Origin of the sequence: Rhodohalobacter sp. 8-1 (genome assembly GCF_038150125.1) — a bacterium.
Classification (GTDB): domain Bacteria; phylum Bacteroidota; class Rhodothermia; order Balneolales; family Balneolaceae; genus SW132.
Genome location: NZ_JBBVMF010000020.1, coordinates 56,065 through 74,309, shown reverse-complemented (window position 1 = coordinate 74,309; position 18,245 = coordinate 56,065). Strand labels below are relative to the sequence as shown.

Below are 18,245 nucleotides of genomic sequence, written 5' to 3'. Positions count from 1 at the left end.
AATAAGTGTTACATCATATATAAAATATCGTAAGCAACCCGTGAGCATACAATGGTTTTGAAAGCGTTGAATTTTGACGCTCATATGTTAGATATGAGGTACTGAAAGAAACCCGGCATAGCACTGAGGGATCGGTACCAGAAAAAGACTGGCTCCGGGAATACTATCAGATCTTTATTCAACAAACGAGAATTGACTTGACACGAGTGCATACCAATAGAAATGTACAGAAAGCACAAGTCTTAAGATGAGTCACCCATGAATAATGTGATAGACTGTCACTCATTCCACCTGTTAGAAAATAAATCTTTCCACCGACATTTGAGCGAACTATGTCTTTACGCCATTTCAAGAACAGTATGTTATGCGCAAAAAAAACTCCGGTGAAGCTAATCACCGGAGTTTTATACTTAAGAAATGTGGTATTTATTGATTAACGGGGGTAGCATCAAATGATCCGGGAGCCGGACTAGGGACATTTGGATTGGTGTTTCTTTCCGTTTGAGGATAAATAAACCGCAATGGAAATTCAGACCCAGTAACCGGGCTAAGTCCATCTACATCGAAATCAATTCTCCGGAGAAAATTGTACCCCTCAATTTGACCTATATATCCCAGGTATGTCCAGTTATAAACATGTTGCAAAATGGACGTACCGTCATAGATACCTCCGGTTTGGAAATCCAATAATGCAAGATCTGAATAATTACCGGCACCAAATTGATTGTTGAGATAATCACGGGTATTGTTTAATGCTGTAATTGCATTATTATTACCTGCTGTTGTTCCATTTCTGGCCTCAACTTCAGCGATAATCAACTGATTTTCCAGGTATGTCACCAGAGGAAAAGAAGCGTCTGCAGCAGCAAAACCATCATCCAGATTTAAATCTCTATCTCCACCGGTTCCGTTATAGTAATAAGAATATCTGTCAGCTTCTGTTGTTTTGGCGTTATCACCATTTTCCAACAATACGGCTGAATGGGAATCACCTGCACGCAGGTAGCCTGAACGCTGCTGAACAGCGAAGTTATGATACAGATTCATGTTCCGGTTAGTTTCGACTCCATGAACTGCCAACAGATCTCCACTACCATCAGCAGCATCGATACCATTTGCTGCTGCTGTTGCTGCTGCTGGATAATCCCCAACATGCATCAAATATCGTGCTTTCAAAGTATACGCAACTTTAAGCCATCCATCGTTGGATCCCTCTAAGGATGTAATATCATTAGAGACTGCGGCCGTCGTACTTTCAAAAGTAGATATAGCTTCATTCAGTAGTTGATCAATATCACTGTACACCTGTGATTGTGGATCATAAGAGGGTTCAGAGAATTCATCTGGTTGATTAGCTTCTCTGTAAGGTACATCACCCCAAAGTGAAGCAACTTGCCCCATTACTAACGCTTCCAGGACTTTAGTTGCTGCCACGTTAACTTCTGGAATAATTTCCCTTTCATTGTACTTTTCTCGTGCAATTTGAAGATTAGTTAAAGCCCGTGTATAGGCTAAAAACCAATTGCTATCGAACTCCGTACCACCTTGAATTGTGTAATTATACAATGCAGTGTATTGCCGATCAGATCCGGTAAAATATTGAGACCACATGCTTGTTAGTCGTGCCGTATGTGACTCAAGAAATGTGATCGTTGCTATTTGCCCCGCAGCAAAAACTTGATCTCCCGGGGCATCCGTTGGGTTATTTGGATCTTCTGAATAGCCATCAGTAAATGACGTATTAACAGTATCGCATCCAACCATACCTGCTATAAGCAGTACTATAAAAATATATTTTCTGAAATTTAGCATGTCAGTATGATTTATTATTTAGTAATTAATTTTTAAAGTGAAGAACCAAGATCTGGTATTCGGATTTTGAAAGTAATCGAGGCCAAATCCATTAGATGCTCCTGTAAGATTGGTTTCAGGATCGATACCTGAATAATCAGTAAAAAGGAGGAGGTTTCTACCTTTAGCAGCTATACTCATAGAAGATAAACCTGTGAATTCTCTGAAACTCGCTGAGTTGAAGTTATAACTAACACCTACTTCTCTCAACCTTACATAGCTACCGTCTTCTATAAATTGCTCGAAAGGACCGGTAAACCCAGATCCAGGACCCCCCCAATAGTAAGAGTCATCTATTATGACAGGTCCGGCACCAAAGTCCTGAACGGTTCCACGAAATGTGTAGCCACCATCACCATTTTGTGTATAGGTAGCATAATCCGCTGCTGAAGATGGACTTTCACCAAACACATTTACTAATTCTCCGGCTTGTTCAGCTGTTATAGTTGTTTCGGTTGTTTGGTCAGCACTTCGGCCAAAATAATACAAGGCACCTTTTGTACCATTCCAAACGTCTCCACCTTGTTTAATATCAACTAACAGACTGAGGCTCGCATTCTTATAATTTATGGTACTTCCGATACCGGCTCTCCAGTCTGCATTTGGGTCTCCTACAACACCCTCGGCATCTGCTTGAACTCTGAAACCAGTTGGATTGAGTATGATACCCTCGTTACCGACTGTAAACCCATCAGCTTCTTCCGCACTGCTCAAAGGGAACTGACTCGCTCTTCTCCATTGGCCACCAAACAATACACCGTAAGGCTCACCAACAACAGCGGAAGATGTTGAGCCGGTAAAACCTGCAAGACCTACTTCGTCAGCGCCCGCAAGTGAGGTAACTTCGTTATTATTCTTGGACCAGTTACCAGTAATAATCCAACTGAAATCTCTGGATCTAACTGCTTCAAATTCAACTTCAGCCTCAAATCCTTTATTCTCGAGAGATGCTGCGTTCGCAACCTGTGAAGAGAATCCTGATGACGGGGGTCTTGTGACTGGTAAAATTGCATCTGTTGTTTCAGTCTGGTAATAAGTAAGACCCAAATTAAGTCTGTCATCAAAAAATCTAAGATCAGTACCTATCTCAAACTCTGACGTTCTTTCCACCTGAAGTCTTGGATTACCAGCGGATGCTGTTCTTGCAAATCCACCACCATATGCCTCAGGATTCAATCCATCTCCCCAACTGCTTGTAAATGCTCCCTGAAAGAAGTTAGTAGAAGTATTGTAAGGCCCTGGCTGAATACCAGCTTCACCATAAGAAGCTCTAAGCTTACCAAAACTTAGCCATCCTAAATCGTCAAAGGCATCAAGCTCACTAAATTGCCATGCCAGACTAGCAGAAGGGTAGAAAAAAGTATTATCCGTATCAGGTCCAAAAGTAGAGGCACTTTCAGAACGTCCGGTCAGCTCCAAAAACAGTTGATCATATAGCGTGAAGTTAAGTACTGCATACAAAGCAGAGGTTCTCACAGTTGATCTAGACTGAAATGGATTCTTGCTTATATAATTTGAAACATCACGTGGAAATGTTGACAATATTATATCTGATGAGCTTGCACCTAAATTATCAAAATTTCTCTGGTTTATATTCCAGCCTATCAAAGCAGATCCCGAGATGTCGTTGTTAAACGTGTGAGATGCCCGGGCGATTAAATCAGAATTAATTTGAAATTGTGACAATGTTTGCTCTGTAAGAGCACCCGTTGGATTTCCAGCTGCATAAATCGGAAACACAGTGTTTCTTCTATCTGAATAATAATCTAATCCTAAACGGTGTGTTACGTTGATACTTGATGAAGCATCATACGATAGTTCGGTGCTTCCAGACAGCCTATTAACAGACGTTTCATCATTTACATTTTCAATCGTCCACCGTGGATTATCATAGATAGGCGTTATTCCAGCTCCAATAGGATTCCGATAACTTCTATGACGGTCTGGTATAATACTTCCATCTGCGCTAATGTAATCAACAGTATAGACACTATTATCAAAATCGGGTGCTGTACGATATCCACCCAATAAAAGTCCCGACACGTTGGATCCCTGCTGGATACGGTCGGCTTCAACTTTACTGTATGCAGCATTCACGGTTGTGGTCAACTTGTCGAAGTATCGTGTTGTATTTGCCCGAAAAGCTGTCCTTTCATAATTACTGTTATCCAGTATGATACCTTCCTGATTTAAGTGAGATGCACTCAAATAAAAAGTACCATTTTCATCACCACCGCTTATCGATAACGAATTATCCAGCTTAAGGCCGGTCTGGAACATGTTTCGTGAGTGATCAAAGGTTTCCCTGGAGTTCTTTTCGGTTATAACACCGTATGTTTCCCCATCAGGACCTATGTAGGCATTACCGGGAGAGGTGTCCATAACATCTGCTCCGCCCGAACGGTTTGCAATTTTATCACCGTAGGAAAATGCACTGCCAAAACCATAAGCTCCACCAAACCCCTGGCCAAACTTGGTTTGAAGATCCTGAGTTTTATTTAGCTCATCAAAGGAAACATTAGAGGTAAATGAAATGGCTACTTTTTTCTCGCCAGAGACAGCTTGACCTGTTTTGGTTTCAATGATCACCACTCCGTTAGCAGCACGTGAACCCCATACAGCCGCAGCAGAGGGGCCTTTCAAAATCCTTACTGATTCGATGTCATCGGGATTCAAATCATTAATACGTGATTGCTGAGCCACACCAGCTACGCCAGTACCAATTGATGAATTGAAAACCGGAACACCATCTACAATAAATAATGGCTCATTATCACCTGAAATTGTATTTGCACCACGAATTAGTATTCTTGAGGCAGCACCCGGATCACCGGACGTACTGACAATATTAACACCGGCTGTTTTAGCAGAAAGTCCCGAAACAACATTTGTCTCACCACTGCCTGCGATAGCTTCACCACTAACGCGAGAACTTGAATTCCCCGATTGATCCGCGTTTGCTTCAAAACCAAGTGCAGTTACTACTACATCATCCAAGCCAAGTACATCCACTCTCATGCTTATATTCTGGACAACTTCTCCAGTTCCAACATCTACAGTAGTTTCAAATGTTCTATATCCTACAAAGCTGGCTCTTAATGTGTAGGATCCAGATGGGACGTCACTGATTGTGTATTCACCATCAATATTGGTTGAAGCACCACGCTGTATTTCAGTTAGAACGACACTTACTCCAGGCAGTGATTCGCCAGTTCTTGCGTCTGTTACCGTCCCAGATACACTACCCTGAGAGTAGGCTAGCTGAAACGTAAACAGCAAAATAGTTATTACGGTCAGTAACTTTTTAAACATACGTAACCTCAAATCTTATTTATATTATTGTTAATAATTGTTCATTGTTGAACACTTTTTTAAGCTTTCACTTAAATCCTCTAACAATTAACCAATTATTTGAATCAAAAAAAACAGATTCGAAACCTTTACTTGTTAATACACGTAAGAGTTTTATTTTTGACTACCGCGTTTTAACTTCCTAAATAAATAAGGTTATTAAAGTAATTAATAACAGTACTTTACTACTTGAAATTTATATTTCATTTAAGGGAACTCTCTTCATTTAGACGTTTTACTTTTATTTTTGCAAACGCCTCCAACCAAGATTTCCGTGATTTTTTTTTAAATAATTTCCAGATTCTGCTCGTTCGCCACCCTCTTTACAACTGTTTACAACCCAGGATGCACTAACATTTCACTCAATTTTTTATGCTATTTTATAGTCTTGATGCATCCAAAATTCAACGTCATCCGGGAAAAGAATGAGAGAAAACCGCTGATTATCAGATGCCCAAAACCTCTCTTGGAATTCTTGCCGGAAGCCGCGTCAGAACTTCATAGTTCAGATTATTGCTCATCTCTCCAAACGACGCCACCGTGATCTCCTGGCCGTTTTGCTTGCCAATAATTACGACTTCATCTCCTTTTTTGGCATCAGGCATATCCGTTATTTCCACCGTGAGCATATTCATATTCACCAGACCAACAACCCGTGCTCTGTCTCCTTTGATGAGAACATAACCCGCATTAGTCAGGTTTCTGCCAAATCCATGCGAATAGCCGATGGGAACTGTTGCAATTCGCATTTTCCGGCTTGTCATAAATACGTTTCCATATCCGATAAACTCTCCCTCTCCGACCCATTTTGTACTCATAATCTCACTTTTCCAGTTCAGAACCCTGATGAGCGGATCTTTTGTGAATGAGTTATTCTGCTTCAATACATGCATGTAGGTCTCACGGCTTGGCCAGAACCCGTACTGGGCAATGCCGATTCGCACCATGTCGTAATGCATATCGGGATAGGTTAAAAAAGCGGCCGAACTTGACGCGTGGAGGGTGGGCAGTTCATAAAATACCGTTTTTGCAACCTCGATAGCGTTTCTGAACGCTTTATCCTGATTTTGCACCCGGTAGTAGTTTGCCACGCTTTCGGCCCCAGCATAATGGGTACAAATCCCTCTCAGGTCAAGGTGGTCTTTATTTGATTTTACCCGCTTAAATATGTCGTGCCACTGGTCTTCCTCAAAGCCTGTTCGATTCATCCCTGTTTCTATCTGTAGGTGGATACGCGCTTTTTTCCCTATCTCACTGGCCGCTTCTATTGCTGACTCAAGACGGTCTTTTTCAAAGAGGTAAAATTCAATTCCATGATCAATAGCCCACTTGAGCTCATCATTTCGAATCATCCCCATTATCATAATGTCTGTGGATTCCTTCGTTTTGTATTTAAATGCGCCGGCAGCTTCATCCGCACAGAACACTGAAAAATGATCTATGCCGCATTTTTCGGCGATTGGAAGATAATTTGATATACCATGCCCATATGCATTCCCCTTTATGACAGACGAAATTCTCAGCCCATTGGCAGCATTGGATTTAATAAATTGAAGGTTGTTTTCAAGGGCCGACCGGTCGAGTTCTATATAAGAGGGGCGTAAAAATTGTTTAGCCATTGTTTATTCTATTTATGCATTCACAGAATATGGACGTCCCAACAGGAATGAGATCATCATCAAAATTATAGATTTCGGAATGCAGGGCCGGAGAGTTTTCACCCGCCCCAAGGCCAAAAAGAGTAATGGGACACTTTTTTCGAAATTCTCCAAAATCTTCACTCCAGGCAAAGGGGTCATTTAGTATCTGGGTTTCAATATCGAGGCTCTTCGTTATTGATGTCAGTTTATTGACGCCTTCTGCATCGTTTATGACAGCCGAAAAGGGTTCACGCTGTTCAATTGATATAGTGCCTTTAAACATTTTCTTAACAGATGAAAGCTCATGTTTGACGTGGCCTATCATTTCGGAAATACCTTCATCCGTTTCGGCCCGAACAGTTACACCCATTTCACCCCGGCCGGGATTTATTCCGAACGCGGGTTCACCCAGTTTTATATAGGTTACCGTCAACACCCTGAATTTGTCGTGCTGAAGAGCTTGTTTTTTAACCCGTTCCAAGTTTTGGACCAGCTCTGAAATTGATAACGCCGGATTGATTCCTTCCCTGGGATAAGCCGCATGGCTGCTCTGACCCTGAAACTGAATTTTCATGCCCACAGATGCAGACGCGAATGTATTATCTTTTATGTAAACGGTATTCTTTTTGTAGCCCGGCAGATTGTGAAGGGCGATACCGCGATCGATCTTTAAATTTTTAAGTGCTTTATCCTTCAGCATCTCCCCGGCTCCCAGCCCGGTTTCTTCCGCTGGCTGAAACAGCAGGATGACTCTGCCCCGGTCGGGCCTGTTTTCCTTCAGCCATTTCCCAACTCCCAATACGATGGCCATATGACCGTCGTGGCCACAGGCGTGCATCACACCGTCATTCCCGGATTTGTACTCAATATCTGACTGCTCATGAATAGCCAGGGCATCGAGCTCAGCCCTAATCATTAGCGTTTGACCACTATCAGGATTGGCGCCGTTGAAAATCCCCAGGAGTCCATCACCCCCGATTCCGGTCACGATATCATCCGCCCCAAACCGATCCAGGTAACCTTTCACGAACGATGCCGTATCTGTTTCGGTCCCCGACAATTCAGGATATTTATGCAGCGTTTGCCTGATCTTCTGTATTTCTTTCACCTGGGTATCGGTAAGCATTCGGGCTGATAAGCTTTAATTATTTATTTGTTTGTTTGTTTGCATAGTGTGACTGAGCTTTTTTGAAGGTACTAAAAAAGGCACACCATCACAGGGAATCTTTGATTTCCAGTATCATTTAATAGAGCAGCTACTTTTATGCACTATGCGCCAATATCGTAACAACCCACCTCTGCCTCGTCGCTGCTCTGCCTGCGGCAGTCGCTTTGGTGGCTGTCTCCTCCGGCGGAGGAGAGGTTTATTTCTCCCCTTTCGGGAGGGGACAGACCTGAAAAATATTGCACAGCAATACTTTAGCAGGTCAGGGGTGGGTTTCATGTGGATGGAAGTTTGGAGTTGAATTACAGCGCAGTGATTGAAATGACCCACCTCTGCGTCTTCGCTGGACGCTCAAACGCTGTCTCCTCCGCGGAGGAGAGGTTTTACTCATCCCACCAGCGAACCCAAAACTTTCTCCGGATCAGGATATATCTGTTTCGCCTGTTCTCTTGAATGATCAGATACAACACCCGGCATATCTGCTTCGCCGGGATCCGTTCTGGAGAGCTGATAATGCAGGTGAGGATGCCAGTTCCCGTTTTCGTGAGGTTCGCCAAGCCAGCCGATCGGCGTACCGGCCGACACTTTCTTTCCCGTTTTTGAATGCTCAAGTGATGACCGCGACAGGTGACCACTGAGAGCATAAAATGTCTCCCCTCCTATTATATGTCTCAAAACGAGAGTCGCACCATAATTTCCGTCCTGATCGTGAAATGCACTGTAGGCAACCACTCCATCAAGAGCCGAAAAAACAGGCTCTCCAGCCGGTGCCCAGATGTCTACACCCATATGGACATTTCGCTCATTCTTGTACTGCGGCGCGATGTACATATTCCGGCGGTGTACGTTATATCCGCCTATGGCCCAGCCCTGTTTCAGCCGGGCCGGATCGAATCCGTTCTCAAAATCCATTCTTGGAATAGGCCGAAACGGCGGCTTCATTACCGGCGAAGATTTAATCTTAGTTTCTTTCACGTCGGAATTTTATATGGTATGTCTTCTAACCTCAAATTAATTATTTAGACATCCATTTGAATGATTTATGATTCTTTAGGGAAGTTTGTGGGTTGACGGCAAATTTAATGAAAAATAGCAAAGAGAATATTTTGAAAATATGGTCCATTGCTTTTGCAGATCCTTTGATTACATCCCTTTGGGACTCTGCGCCATAAACTGCAATGGCTCGTTCAGGATGACACGCTCTTTGGTTAGTGTGTGGGCGGCGTAGGCACAGTAGTCGTTCTCAATATCGTCTTGTCGTCACGCCGCCCTATACCCCAGCCAAGTTATTGTCATTCTGCCTGTCCCTTGGGGGAATAAAACGGTGCTTTTTCGTTTTATGAAGAATCTGCAAAAGCAACATAACTCGTTTTATCAAATGACGGTTAATACCTTGAATGATCCGTATGGTTTAAGAAATCTATATAAGAGCCTTTACAAAGAACTGTTAAATGTAAGTACAAACCTCAATTAGAGTCTAAAAACTCAACCGTAGAAACTCCAGTTCAATCCGCAACTTTCTTCTCTATATAATCAGAGCTCATCAACCCAAGGGCACCCATGTATTTGAGCTTGAAGCGGATCATATCACCGACTTTATACCCTTCCGGGTTTTCACCCACATCAAGCACAAGCATATCCGAGCTGGCATCTGAAATCGTCAGGTTATCATTGACGGGAATAAGGTAGTTTGGCTGAATATCGAGCGTGCCGATATCAACGATTGCGCGATAGGCTGTCTTGCCACGGTCTTTCTCGTTAATCTCGGCCGTTTTACCCTGTGGATTCGTACCAAGATCGCCGGTCGGAACCATCGGTTTTTCCGAGATTTCAATAATTTGTGTGTAAAGCTCCATCACCTGGTCACTCATACCATTGATCACACCATCAGAAAAGAGATCCTTGCCGAAAAACAATGCCTCTCCAACTCTGAAATGGTTGATGCCATTTGGCAGCTGATTATTTAGCAGCAGTGGAATGGTCACTGTGGTACCGCCCGACACAAGTGGAATTTTCTTTTTAAACCTTAACTCAATAATCTGTTTATAAAGGGCCAGCTGAATCAGTTTATCACCATCGGGCATCACACCGTGCAGGCAATTCAGATTAGTGCCAAGCCCCACAACTTCGAGCCCCGGCAGCCGGAACACTTTCTCGTAGAAATCCACGAGGTCGTCGCGCATCACGCCTTCCCGAAGATCGCCCATCTCAATCATTATAATCACTTTATGGACTTTATCCTGGCGCACAGCTTCTTCCGACAGCTCGTGCATTGTCGACAGCTCGGTATTCAGGCTGATATCGGCATATTTAATCAGCTCGGGAATAGTGTCTTTCGGGGGCGGTTTGATGTAAATCGTCACCGTATCGGGATCGATATTTTTAACAACCTTCAGGTTACTGATGCGGGAATCGTGTACTTCCCCTATTCCAAGATCGATCACCTCGTTGATGAAGTCGCGGTTACCACACAAGAGCTTTGTTGTGATTCCCCATTTGATATCATTCGACTTGAACAGCTTATCCAGATATTCGTAATTATGGCGCAGTTCGCTTCGGTAGAGTTTTACGTAGGCCATTTATTTTTCAAGCCTCATTTCGAGGTATTTATTAGTGAATCCAAATTTTTCGTATAAAAACTTCGCGGGGTTTTCCGGCTCAACGTGCAGGGCAATACCACCCTTTGTGTTTTCTATAATTTGTTTCATCAACTCTTTTCCTACACCTTGTCCACGCGTTTTAGAGTGCACAGCAATATAAACTAAAATGTTTTCAGGAATATACCCGCTCATATTCGTTTTGTTGATAATTACAACACCCAGAATCTCGTCTGCTTCGTGGGCGACCAGGATAAATCCGTCTTTCCCGGGACCATCTCCATAGGCATAGGCAATACATTTCAGTATTGCTTCTTTTTCGTCGCCAAATTCATCAAGGTGTTTATACAGAAAGTCAGCAATCTGTTCCCGTCCAAAATCGGTTGGATTGATTTTATCTGATTCAATGATGCTATACTGAATGTCCATTCAATTTAATTAGGTTGATTCTCTTCTGTTAACAGACTTACTGCAACAAATGCAATTGCAGAAGCTGTAATTCCAAATAAATTGGGATCCAAATTGTACGGCAGCCCAATCTCTAAATATCGTAAACTTAAGGTTGTGCTTCCACCAATAATCATAGCTGCCATTGCGCCCGCGGGCGTGCTTCTTTTCCAGTACAAGGCACCAATAACGGGCACAAATAACCCGGAGACCATAAACGCGTAAGAGTCGAGCATAAGGGTTAGAACATTTTCCATGACGCTTGCAAGTAAAAGTGCAAGTATGCCAATGATAAGGGTCACAATTTGGGATATTTTAACGAATCCGCCACTATCGGGATCAAATTTAGTAAATCGTCCGATCAGGTCGGTTACAATATTTCCTGATGACGCCATCAAACAACTGTCGGCCGTCGATAAAATTGCTGAGAAGTAGGCGGCCATCATAACACCCAGGAACCCAACGGGCAAAACGGTTCGAAGAAGCATAGGGAGGCCTGTTTCCGGATCAGTAGCTGAAATATCAGCGGATCCAAGATAATCGAACATTCCCTGGTCGGCGGCTACACGAGCGAACAACCCCAGAAGCACTCCCAAAATCGCCATTATCGGCCATTCGAAAAGTCCCGCAAAGTACCACGCTTTTTTCGCTGTTTTTTCGTCCCTGCATGCATAAATACGCTGGTAGAGCGTCATTCCCACAAACCAGATTGGGATAATGGTAACAGCCCAATAGACAATATCCTGCCATGAGACATTTGAAAAGGTCAACATCGCCGGATCAACTGTAGATCGAATGGCCTCCATCCCGCCGATTTCGACATATGATATGGGAACACCCACGAATACCAGCCCTATCATCAGCAGAGCCCACTGCACGGTATCTGTATATATGACAGCTTTCAACCCGCCCATCACGGTGTAGACGACAGCTACAATCCCCATAATATAGAGTGCGGTTTGCAGGTCAAGATCAGCGAATGTGCCGCTGGCCAGCTTTGCGCCCGCAAGCATTTGAGAGCTGGTGAACCCGGCATAGCCTATTGCAGAGATAATAGCTGCCACAAAAGCCACATTCGGACTATAATAATGCCCAAAGAGCTGCGGAAAGGTATACGCTTTGTCGAACGCAGGATTCTGTTTTACTTTGGGTATAAGAAAGACAGCGGCGAGCCAGGCACCAATCAAGCCGGTAAATAGCATCCATGACCCTGAGAGGCCCATTACGAATCCGAGTCCGCCCAGTCCAATTGAGAATCCTCCTCCCACATCGGTGGCAACTACAGACAAGCCCACGTGAAGACTGCTCATGTTACGTCCGCCAACGTAGTAGTCATCTCCTCCCTTGTTTCGTTTAAAGAAGAAGTACCCGAAGGCTAAAAGTCCAATAATGTAAAAAACAAAGATCGACAGGTCGATCGGATGCATTCGCTGTGCTTAATTTTAAAGCTAATTTAAAACCAGTGCCATAACTATGGATTTATTGACTTGGAATCAAGAAGTAAATAGCTGGATTGGCGTATGTTTTAACAATTAAAACAACACTTACACTCCATTTGATTATATGACCGAAAAAATCTCACCATTCGTTAAATAGGTTACATATATCCAGCCGGGAAAACCAATAAAAACGCGTACATAGAAAAAATTAAAATAAAGTATTTAATCAGAGCCGTTCATCTTACCGATATCTTTTTGACTGACTCCCATTGAAACTATATTTATTCCGAAAGAACTGTATTTTGGTTATAAAGGGGTTGCTTTTGAAAAGCCCTCTAAGAAGAGAATCAATTTTTATGATATGAATCTTGCCAAAACTGTATCACTTTTGCTATTGCTTGTCACGCTGGCATTGGGATGTTCAGATCGGGAGCAGGTTATTGTTGAGCGGAAAAACCTGGTTCAGGGCGTGTACGCTTCAGGTAATGTTATGCCCACAGGCTACTACGAGGTTACCAGCAAGGTGCCGGGGATAATTGATAAGATCCTGGTTTCGGTGGGTGAAAACGTTGAGATCGGCACCCCTTTGGCGAAGCTTCAGAATCAGCCAAATGAGGCTAATCTTCAGATTGCCCGGAATCAGCTTGAGCTGGCCCGGAAACATGCGGCGCCTGACTCTGACGTCCTGGCGCAGCTTGAAAAACAGGTAGAGAATGCACGAGCCGTTTTTGTTCAAGATTCCACGGAGTTCGAGCGACGTCACCGGCTGCGGGATGATAACATCGGATCGAGGCAAACCCTGGATCTCGCGGAGCTTCGGTATAAGACTTCTTTGAAGAGCTACCAGATAGCGAGACGGAAACTGAGCGAAACACGCTCTCGTCTTGAGGTTGAACTGGATAATGCGCGCAACAATTTTATTGCCCAGCAAAGCCGGACCGGCGATTACACCCTCCTCTCAGCAATTGAAGGTAAAGTCTACGATATTATGCCAAAAGAGGGAGAGCTGGTCGCCGGCAGCCGGCCTATCATGGAGATTGGTTCCGCCAACGAGTTTGAGACCGAACTACAGGTGGATGAAACAGATATTGTGATGGTGAAAGCCGGACAGACCGTGCACTTTGAACTGGACGCACTTGAAGACACGGTGCTCAGTGGGTCAGTCAGCCTCATCTACCCCAGGATCGACACCATAGAGCGCACGGCCAAGGTTATAGCCTCCATCAACCCGGGCAAATCTCCCCTTTATCCGGGCATGGCACTGGAGGCTAATATTATTGTGAGGGAGAAAGAGGATATCCTGGTCATTCCGGTCACCTATATAAACGACGAGAATGAAGTGATTCTTGCAAATGAGAATCGCAAACAGATTGAAACCGGCATACGGGACCTGAATTACGTGGAAGTCGTGTCCGGACTCAGCGAAGGAGATGTCATCTTAAAACCCGGACCATGAACCGCTTCCCCATCCTGAAGATCGTTTACACCCATCTTACGAGCCGTAAGCGACAAACGATCGTATCTATGCTGGGCGTTACGTTTGGAATAACGGTCTTTATTTTCCAGGCGGGAGTGATTACCGGCCTGCAGGATTTCTTTATTGAGAAAACGATCAACGCCACTGCCCACATCCACATTTACCAGGATAAAAACCGGACAACCGAGCCGATTTTGAAGAAGATCTACTCCGAAGATGAAACGTGGATTTCCGTGTCTAATATCAAAAGCAAAGATGAACTCCCTAAACTAAAAAGAGGTCTTCAGATCGTGGAGATCCTGGAGTCTAACCCCGAGGTAACGGGTGTATCGCCCAGCCTGAGCACCCAGGCTATTTTTAAGCTCGGTGTGGCCGATGTGTCTGGAGTGATCAACGGAGTGAACATCCGCAAGGAAAACCGGCTTTTCGACCTGGATGCCGATATGGTGAGCGGGTCTATCATCCGCATGGAAACGGTGAATAACGGTCTCATTCTGGGGTCCGGTTTGGCCGAATCGCTCGGTGCGGAGCTGGACGATAACATTACAGCCGTATCTCCCGCCGGGGTAGCCCTTCAAATGAAGGTTGTTGGCATCATTGATACCGGCCTGCAGGAGCTCGATAATAGCCGCGCCTACAGCAGTATTCGAAACGCTCAAAAGCTGATGAACGTAACGGGGAACTACATCACCGACATTAATATAAAACTGGAGGATGTGGACAAGGCGGGTGTACTGGCCAGCGAGTTTCAGTCCCGCTTCGGGTACAAAGCTGAGGACTGGAAAGAGGCAAATGAGGGAATATTCAGCGTCTTCAGGATTCAAAATATTGTCACCTACCTGGTCATTATCTCCATCCTGCTCGTCTCCGGCTTCGGCATATTTAACATTCTTTCGATGATGATTTATGAAAAGATGAACGACATTGCCATTCTGAAGTCTATCGGCTACACGGATGTTGATATCCGGAACGTGTTTTTGCTGGAGGCGCTGATCATTGGATTTCTGGGCGGGCTGATCGGATTGGTCCTCGGGTTTATCATTTCATGGATTACCTCCATTATTCCGACCAATATTGAGGGCTTTGTAACATCAGAATACCTGAGCATCAACTTTGATCCGGCTTTCTATCTGCTTGCATTTGTTTTCGGACTGGTCGCAACCGGAATCGCCGGTTATCTCCCGGCCAAAAAAGCGTCTAACATTGATCCTATCAACATCATCAGATCTCAATAACTGTGGCAAGCGTATTAGAAGCAAAAAACCTGGATAAGTATTTTCACAAACCAGTGGAGTTCCACGTGCTGAAAGAGATTAACCTAACCATAAACCCGGGCGAATTTGTATCCATTATCGGCCCTTCAGGCAGCGGAAAATCCACGCTTCTATACGCCTTATCCTCGCTTGACCGTGAGTATGAAGGCCAGGTTCTGCTAAATGGTGTCGAACTTAAAACACTGACCAACCATGACCTTGCTCATTTAAGGAACAAGTCGATCGGTTTCATTTTTCAATTCCACTATCTGCTGGCAGACTTCACCGCACTGGATAATGTGATGCTGCCGGGGCTGAAGCTTAGCGAGCTTCCGCATGAGGAGCTGGAGGAGAAAGCGATCAAAAAACTGGACCTTCTGGGTATTGCCGATCAGGCTCACAAACGAATTAACCGACTGTCGGGTGGCCAGCAACAGCGGGTGTCTGTTGCCCGCGCGCTTATCAACGAACCGCGAATTATATTTTGTGATGAGCCCACCGGCAACCTCGATTCAAAAAATGCAACGGTTGTGTTTGATATGCTCAAAAACCTGACCCGGGAGTTTGATCAGACAATCCTTATGGTCACGCATGACGACTCATTTTCATCAAAAACCGACCGGCAGATCCAGCTTCTTGACGGCAAAATTGTTGATAGAGAATAATCGGTGCAATTCACGGTTTAGACCATTATGCTCTCTAAATTTACGGTTACGTCACTTTTAATATAATAGCTGAGCCCACTCCGAAAAGTCCAATTTGGCTGATTTTGCTCCCTCACACGGGTTTTGAAGGCCATTTTTTTAGTAAAAAGTACTTTTCGCAGTGGGCTCATAGCTTCACTTTTCTTTTAGACTTCTGAAAAGGCTCATTGAAAAGTTATAATTTTGATTTCGATTAATTCGAACTTCTTAGCCCGGATTATTCACGAAAAAGTGTGACATGAAGATTAATTATCTGATTATAATGTACATATTAAAACTTGAATACAGCTCAAATTTAAGCCTTGTCGTTCGGCTTCGAAATTTAGCTATATATTGCATTCGCCCTGGGCACGCCTTTGGCGAAATTGAAAATGGTTTATTCAGAGTACATCAGTACCCTTTCGTCACAATTTCCATTTCGCTTTGTTTGCAACAAAATTTATTGGCGAATAATCCGTGATAAGGGACTTTCCCCGGTGAATCACTTCTTGGCATCCTCAAGATTTATGGCTTAGATTAGCATAAGCCCGCACCTACGCCGGGTACATCCTATGCACATTAGCTGGACACTCGGAGCCGCCGGGATGGTTTCCGGTGTTTCTTATTTTACATTTTCAGCCGTTTATTAAGCTTATATTCTCGGCGCTCGTTATGCACTGAATCGTATACTAAATTCAAAAATCTTATGAAAAAGATGATAGTTTTATTATTTCTTGCTGCACTATTTGTATCACTAAATGGTGTTTTTGCCACATCGCCTCCAACAAATGGCGAGTACGGTGTTGTTATTGAAGGCTACGACTGGGGACCCGCTGTAAGCAAGGTCATTCTATCTTTAGAAGAGCCGGTAACCTCCGCCAACTGGAATGATTATCAAGTGATGGTCCGGCGATCATCAGATTGTTCAGCCATCCCTGATGGGCAAGTGCTTGGGAGTCGAAGAATTGTTAACGGCTACGTATCTGATGCTGAGGGATCAAGACTGGAAGAAGGCAATCACATAACGCTGGTGCTGGCCGTGGCTCCAAATCAGCCGATCGGTTCACCCATTCAATATTCACAGACAGAAGGCTGTAGTGGCAACAATTGGATCAACTATGAGATGACGATTCGTGATGAGGCGAAGGGTATGCTGTGGAACGAAGAAGTAAATCGGGTGATGCCGATTATTGATCAATTTGATCTTTCGGGAAGGTTTTCACACGAAAATGGTGTAACCATGTCATATGCCTCCTATAGCCCCGAAAGTGATAATGAGGAACACCCGTTGATTATCTGGTTACATGGTGGTGGTGAAGGAGGTGTTGATCCTTCTATTCCACTTGTTGCGAACCGGGCTGCGAATTATGCCTCTGACGAAATACAAGCCATTTTTGAAGGTGCCCATGTTCTCGTACCACAAAGCCCCACACGCTGGATGGATAGTGGAGGTGCAACGACAAGCGGTGAGACAGATGATATTTACTATAAAGCGGTAAAGGCTCTTATTGATAATTATATGTCCCGGCACCGGGATGTAGATCGGGATCGCATTTATTTAGGAGGGGCTTCGAATGGCGCTTATTTAGTGCTTAAGCTTATTATTGAATATCCCGACTTTTTTGCTGCTGCTTTCCCAAGCGCTTTGGCTTATCAGGGTGCATACTTCTCAGATTCGCAAGCTGAACGGATTAAAAACATACCGATTTGGTTTATTCATGCTAAAGAAGATGGAACAACCGTACCGGATCAAACTGTCGTGCCGGTTTATAACAAATTGATGAAAGCAGGGGCGCCCAATGTGCACTTCAGTTTTTATGATCACGTGGTTGATATTACAGGTTTTTTTGGTGGAGATGACTATCGCTATCCGGATCACTGGAGTTGGATTTACTCTCATGCCAATGAAGCCAGACGGGATGTCGATGGAAGCCTGGTAAAACTGCATGGACGACCCGCAACAATCATGGAGTGGTTGGCAGGCCAATCCAAATAAGACTCATTTGATTCTGAACACCTTAAAGAGCTTGCTTCAATTTTACTTTGGCTTTTATACCGGACCAGAAAGCGATCCCAATTTTCAGCAGGAAAGCTTTCAGGGTTCATCCTGCTTTTCAGACAGCTGCCACTTGGAAAATCGAGGCCAAAAAAAACAATGCCTTAGATGCTCTATCATTGAATATTAGGGTGTCCTTTTTCATAATACCATCCCTTGGGCAACGTGAGAAATCAAGAAATGACCCAAAATCAGAAGTCCGTGGAAGGAACGGCACATCTTTCATTTATTGAAGACTAATCTTCCTGATTTCGACACATTCAAACATAAAAAATTCTGATCAACA

12 protein-coding genes are annotated in these 18,245 nt (G+C 44.0%); 4 read left to right on the top strand and 8 right to left on the bottom strand.

The genetic code is table 11. The features are described 5' to 3' along the window. Positions 1-426 precede the first annotated feature (426 nt). The 8 genes from AABW11_RS16525 to AABW11_RS16490 form a co-directional block, all read right to left on the bottom strand. Positions 427-1,812: a SusD/RagB family nutrient-binding outer membrane lipoprotein gene (locus AABW11_RS16525; protein WP_340106242.1), complete on the bottom strand. Its 1,386-nt coding sequence runs from the start codon at positions 1,810-1,812 to the stop codon at positions 427-429. An 18-nt stretch (positions 1,813-1,830) separates the two neighbouring features. Continuing rightward, positions 1,831-5,163: a SusC/RagA family TonB-linked outer membrane protein gene (locus AABW11_RS16520; RefSeq protein ID WP_340106241.1), complete on the bottom strand. Its 3,333-nt coding sequence runs from the start codon at positions 5,161-5,163 to the stop codon at positions 1,831-1,833. Positions 5,164-5,648: 485 nt separating this feature from the next. Beyond that, positions 5,649-6,821 carry an alanine racemase gene (gene alr, locus AABW11_RS16515; RefSeq protein ID WP_340106240.1) on the bottom strand — a complete coding sequence of 391 codons (1,173 nt, stop codon included), beginning with the start codon at positions 6,819-6,821 and terminating at the stop codon, positions 5,649-5,651. After that, positions 6,814-7,968, bottom strand: a complete 1,155-nt coding sequence (locus tag AABW11_RS16510; protein WP_340106239.1) for an amidohydrolase — start codon at positions 7,966-7,968, stop codon at positions 6,814-6,816. The genes alr and AABW11_RS16510 overlap by 8 nt, the downstream gene beginning before the upstream one ends. A gap of 426 nt (positions 7,969-8,394) precedes the next feature. Next, complete coding sequence (locus tag AABW11_RS16505; RefSeq protein ID WP_340106238.1) at positions 8,395-8,982, bottom strand: peptidoglycan DD-metalloendopeptidase family protein; 588 nt, start codon at positions 8,980-8,982, stop codon at positions 8,395-8,397. Between the two features lie 530 nt (positions 8,983-9,512). Then, positions 9,513-10,586: an alanine/ornithine racemase family PLP-dependent enzyme gene (locus AABW11_RS16500; RefSeq protein ID WP_340106237.1), complete on the bottom strand. Its 1,074-nt coding sequence runs from the start codon at positions 10,584-10,586 to the stop codon at positions 9,513-9,515. Further along, positions 10,587-11,033, bottom strand: a complete 447-nt coding sequence (locus AABW11_RS16495) for a GNAT family N-acetyltransferase (RefSeq protein WP_340106236.1) — start codon at positions 11,031-11,033, stop codon at positions 10,587-10,589. It lies immediately after the preceding gene. A 5-nt stretch (positions 11,034-11,038) separates the two neighbouring features. Next, on the bottom strand, positions 11,039-12,478 hold the full coding sequence (locus AABW11_RS16490) for a sodium:solute symporter family protein (protein WP_340106235.1): 1,440 nt from the start codon (positions 12,476-12,478) through the stop codon (positions 11,039-11,041). A 373-nt stretch (positions 12,479-12,851) separates the two neighbouring features. On the opposite strand from AABW11_RS16490, the gene AABW11_RS16485 reads away from it, so the two are divergent. From AABW11_RS16485 to AABW11_RS16470, 4 genes are all read left to right on the top strand, one after another. After that, positions 12,852-13,946 (top strand): efflux RND transporter periplasmic adaptor subunit, encoded by a 1,095-nt coding sequence (locus AABW11_RS16485; protein WP_340106234.1) that lies wholly within the window; start codon positions 12,852-12,854, stop codon positions 13,944-13,946. Further along, positions 13,943-15,202, top strand: a complete 1,260-nt coding sequence (locus AABW11_RS16480) for an ABC transporter permease (RefSeq protein WP_340106233.1) — start codon at positions 13,943-13,945, stop codon at positions 15,200-15,202. Before AABW11_RS16485 ends, AABW11_RS16480 begins: the two co-directional genes overlap by 4 nt. Before the next feature lie 2 nt (positions 15,203-15,204). Continuing rightward, the gene (locus AABW11_RS16475) at positions 15,205-15,885 is read left to right on the top strand and encodes an ABC transporter ATP-binding protein (RefSeq protein ID WP_340106232.1); all 681 of its coding nucleotides are present in this window, start codon (positions 15,205-15,207) and stop codon (positions 15,883-15,885) included. Between the two features lie 724 nt (positions 15,886-16,609). Then, positions 16,610-17,899, top strand: a complete 1,290-nt coding sequence (locus tag AABW11_RS16470; RefSeq protein WP_340106231.1) for a PHB depolymerase family esterase — start codon at positions 16,610-16,612, stop codon at positions 17,897-17,899. Positions 17,900-18,245: the final 346 nt, after the last annotated feature.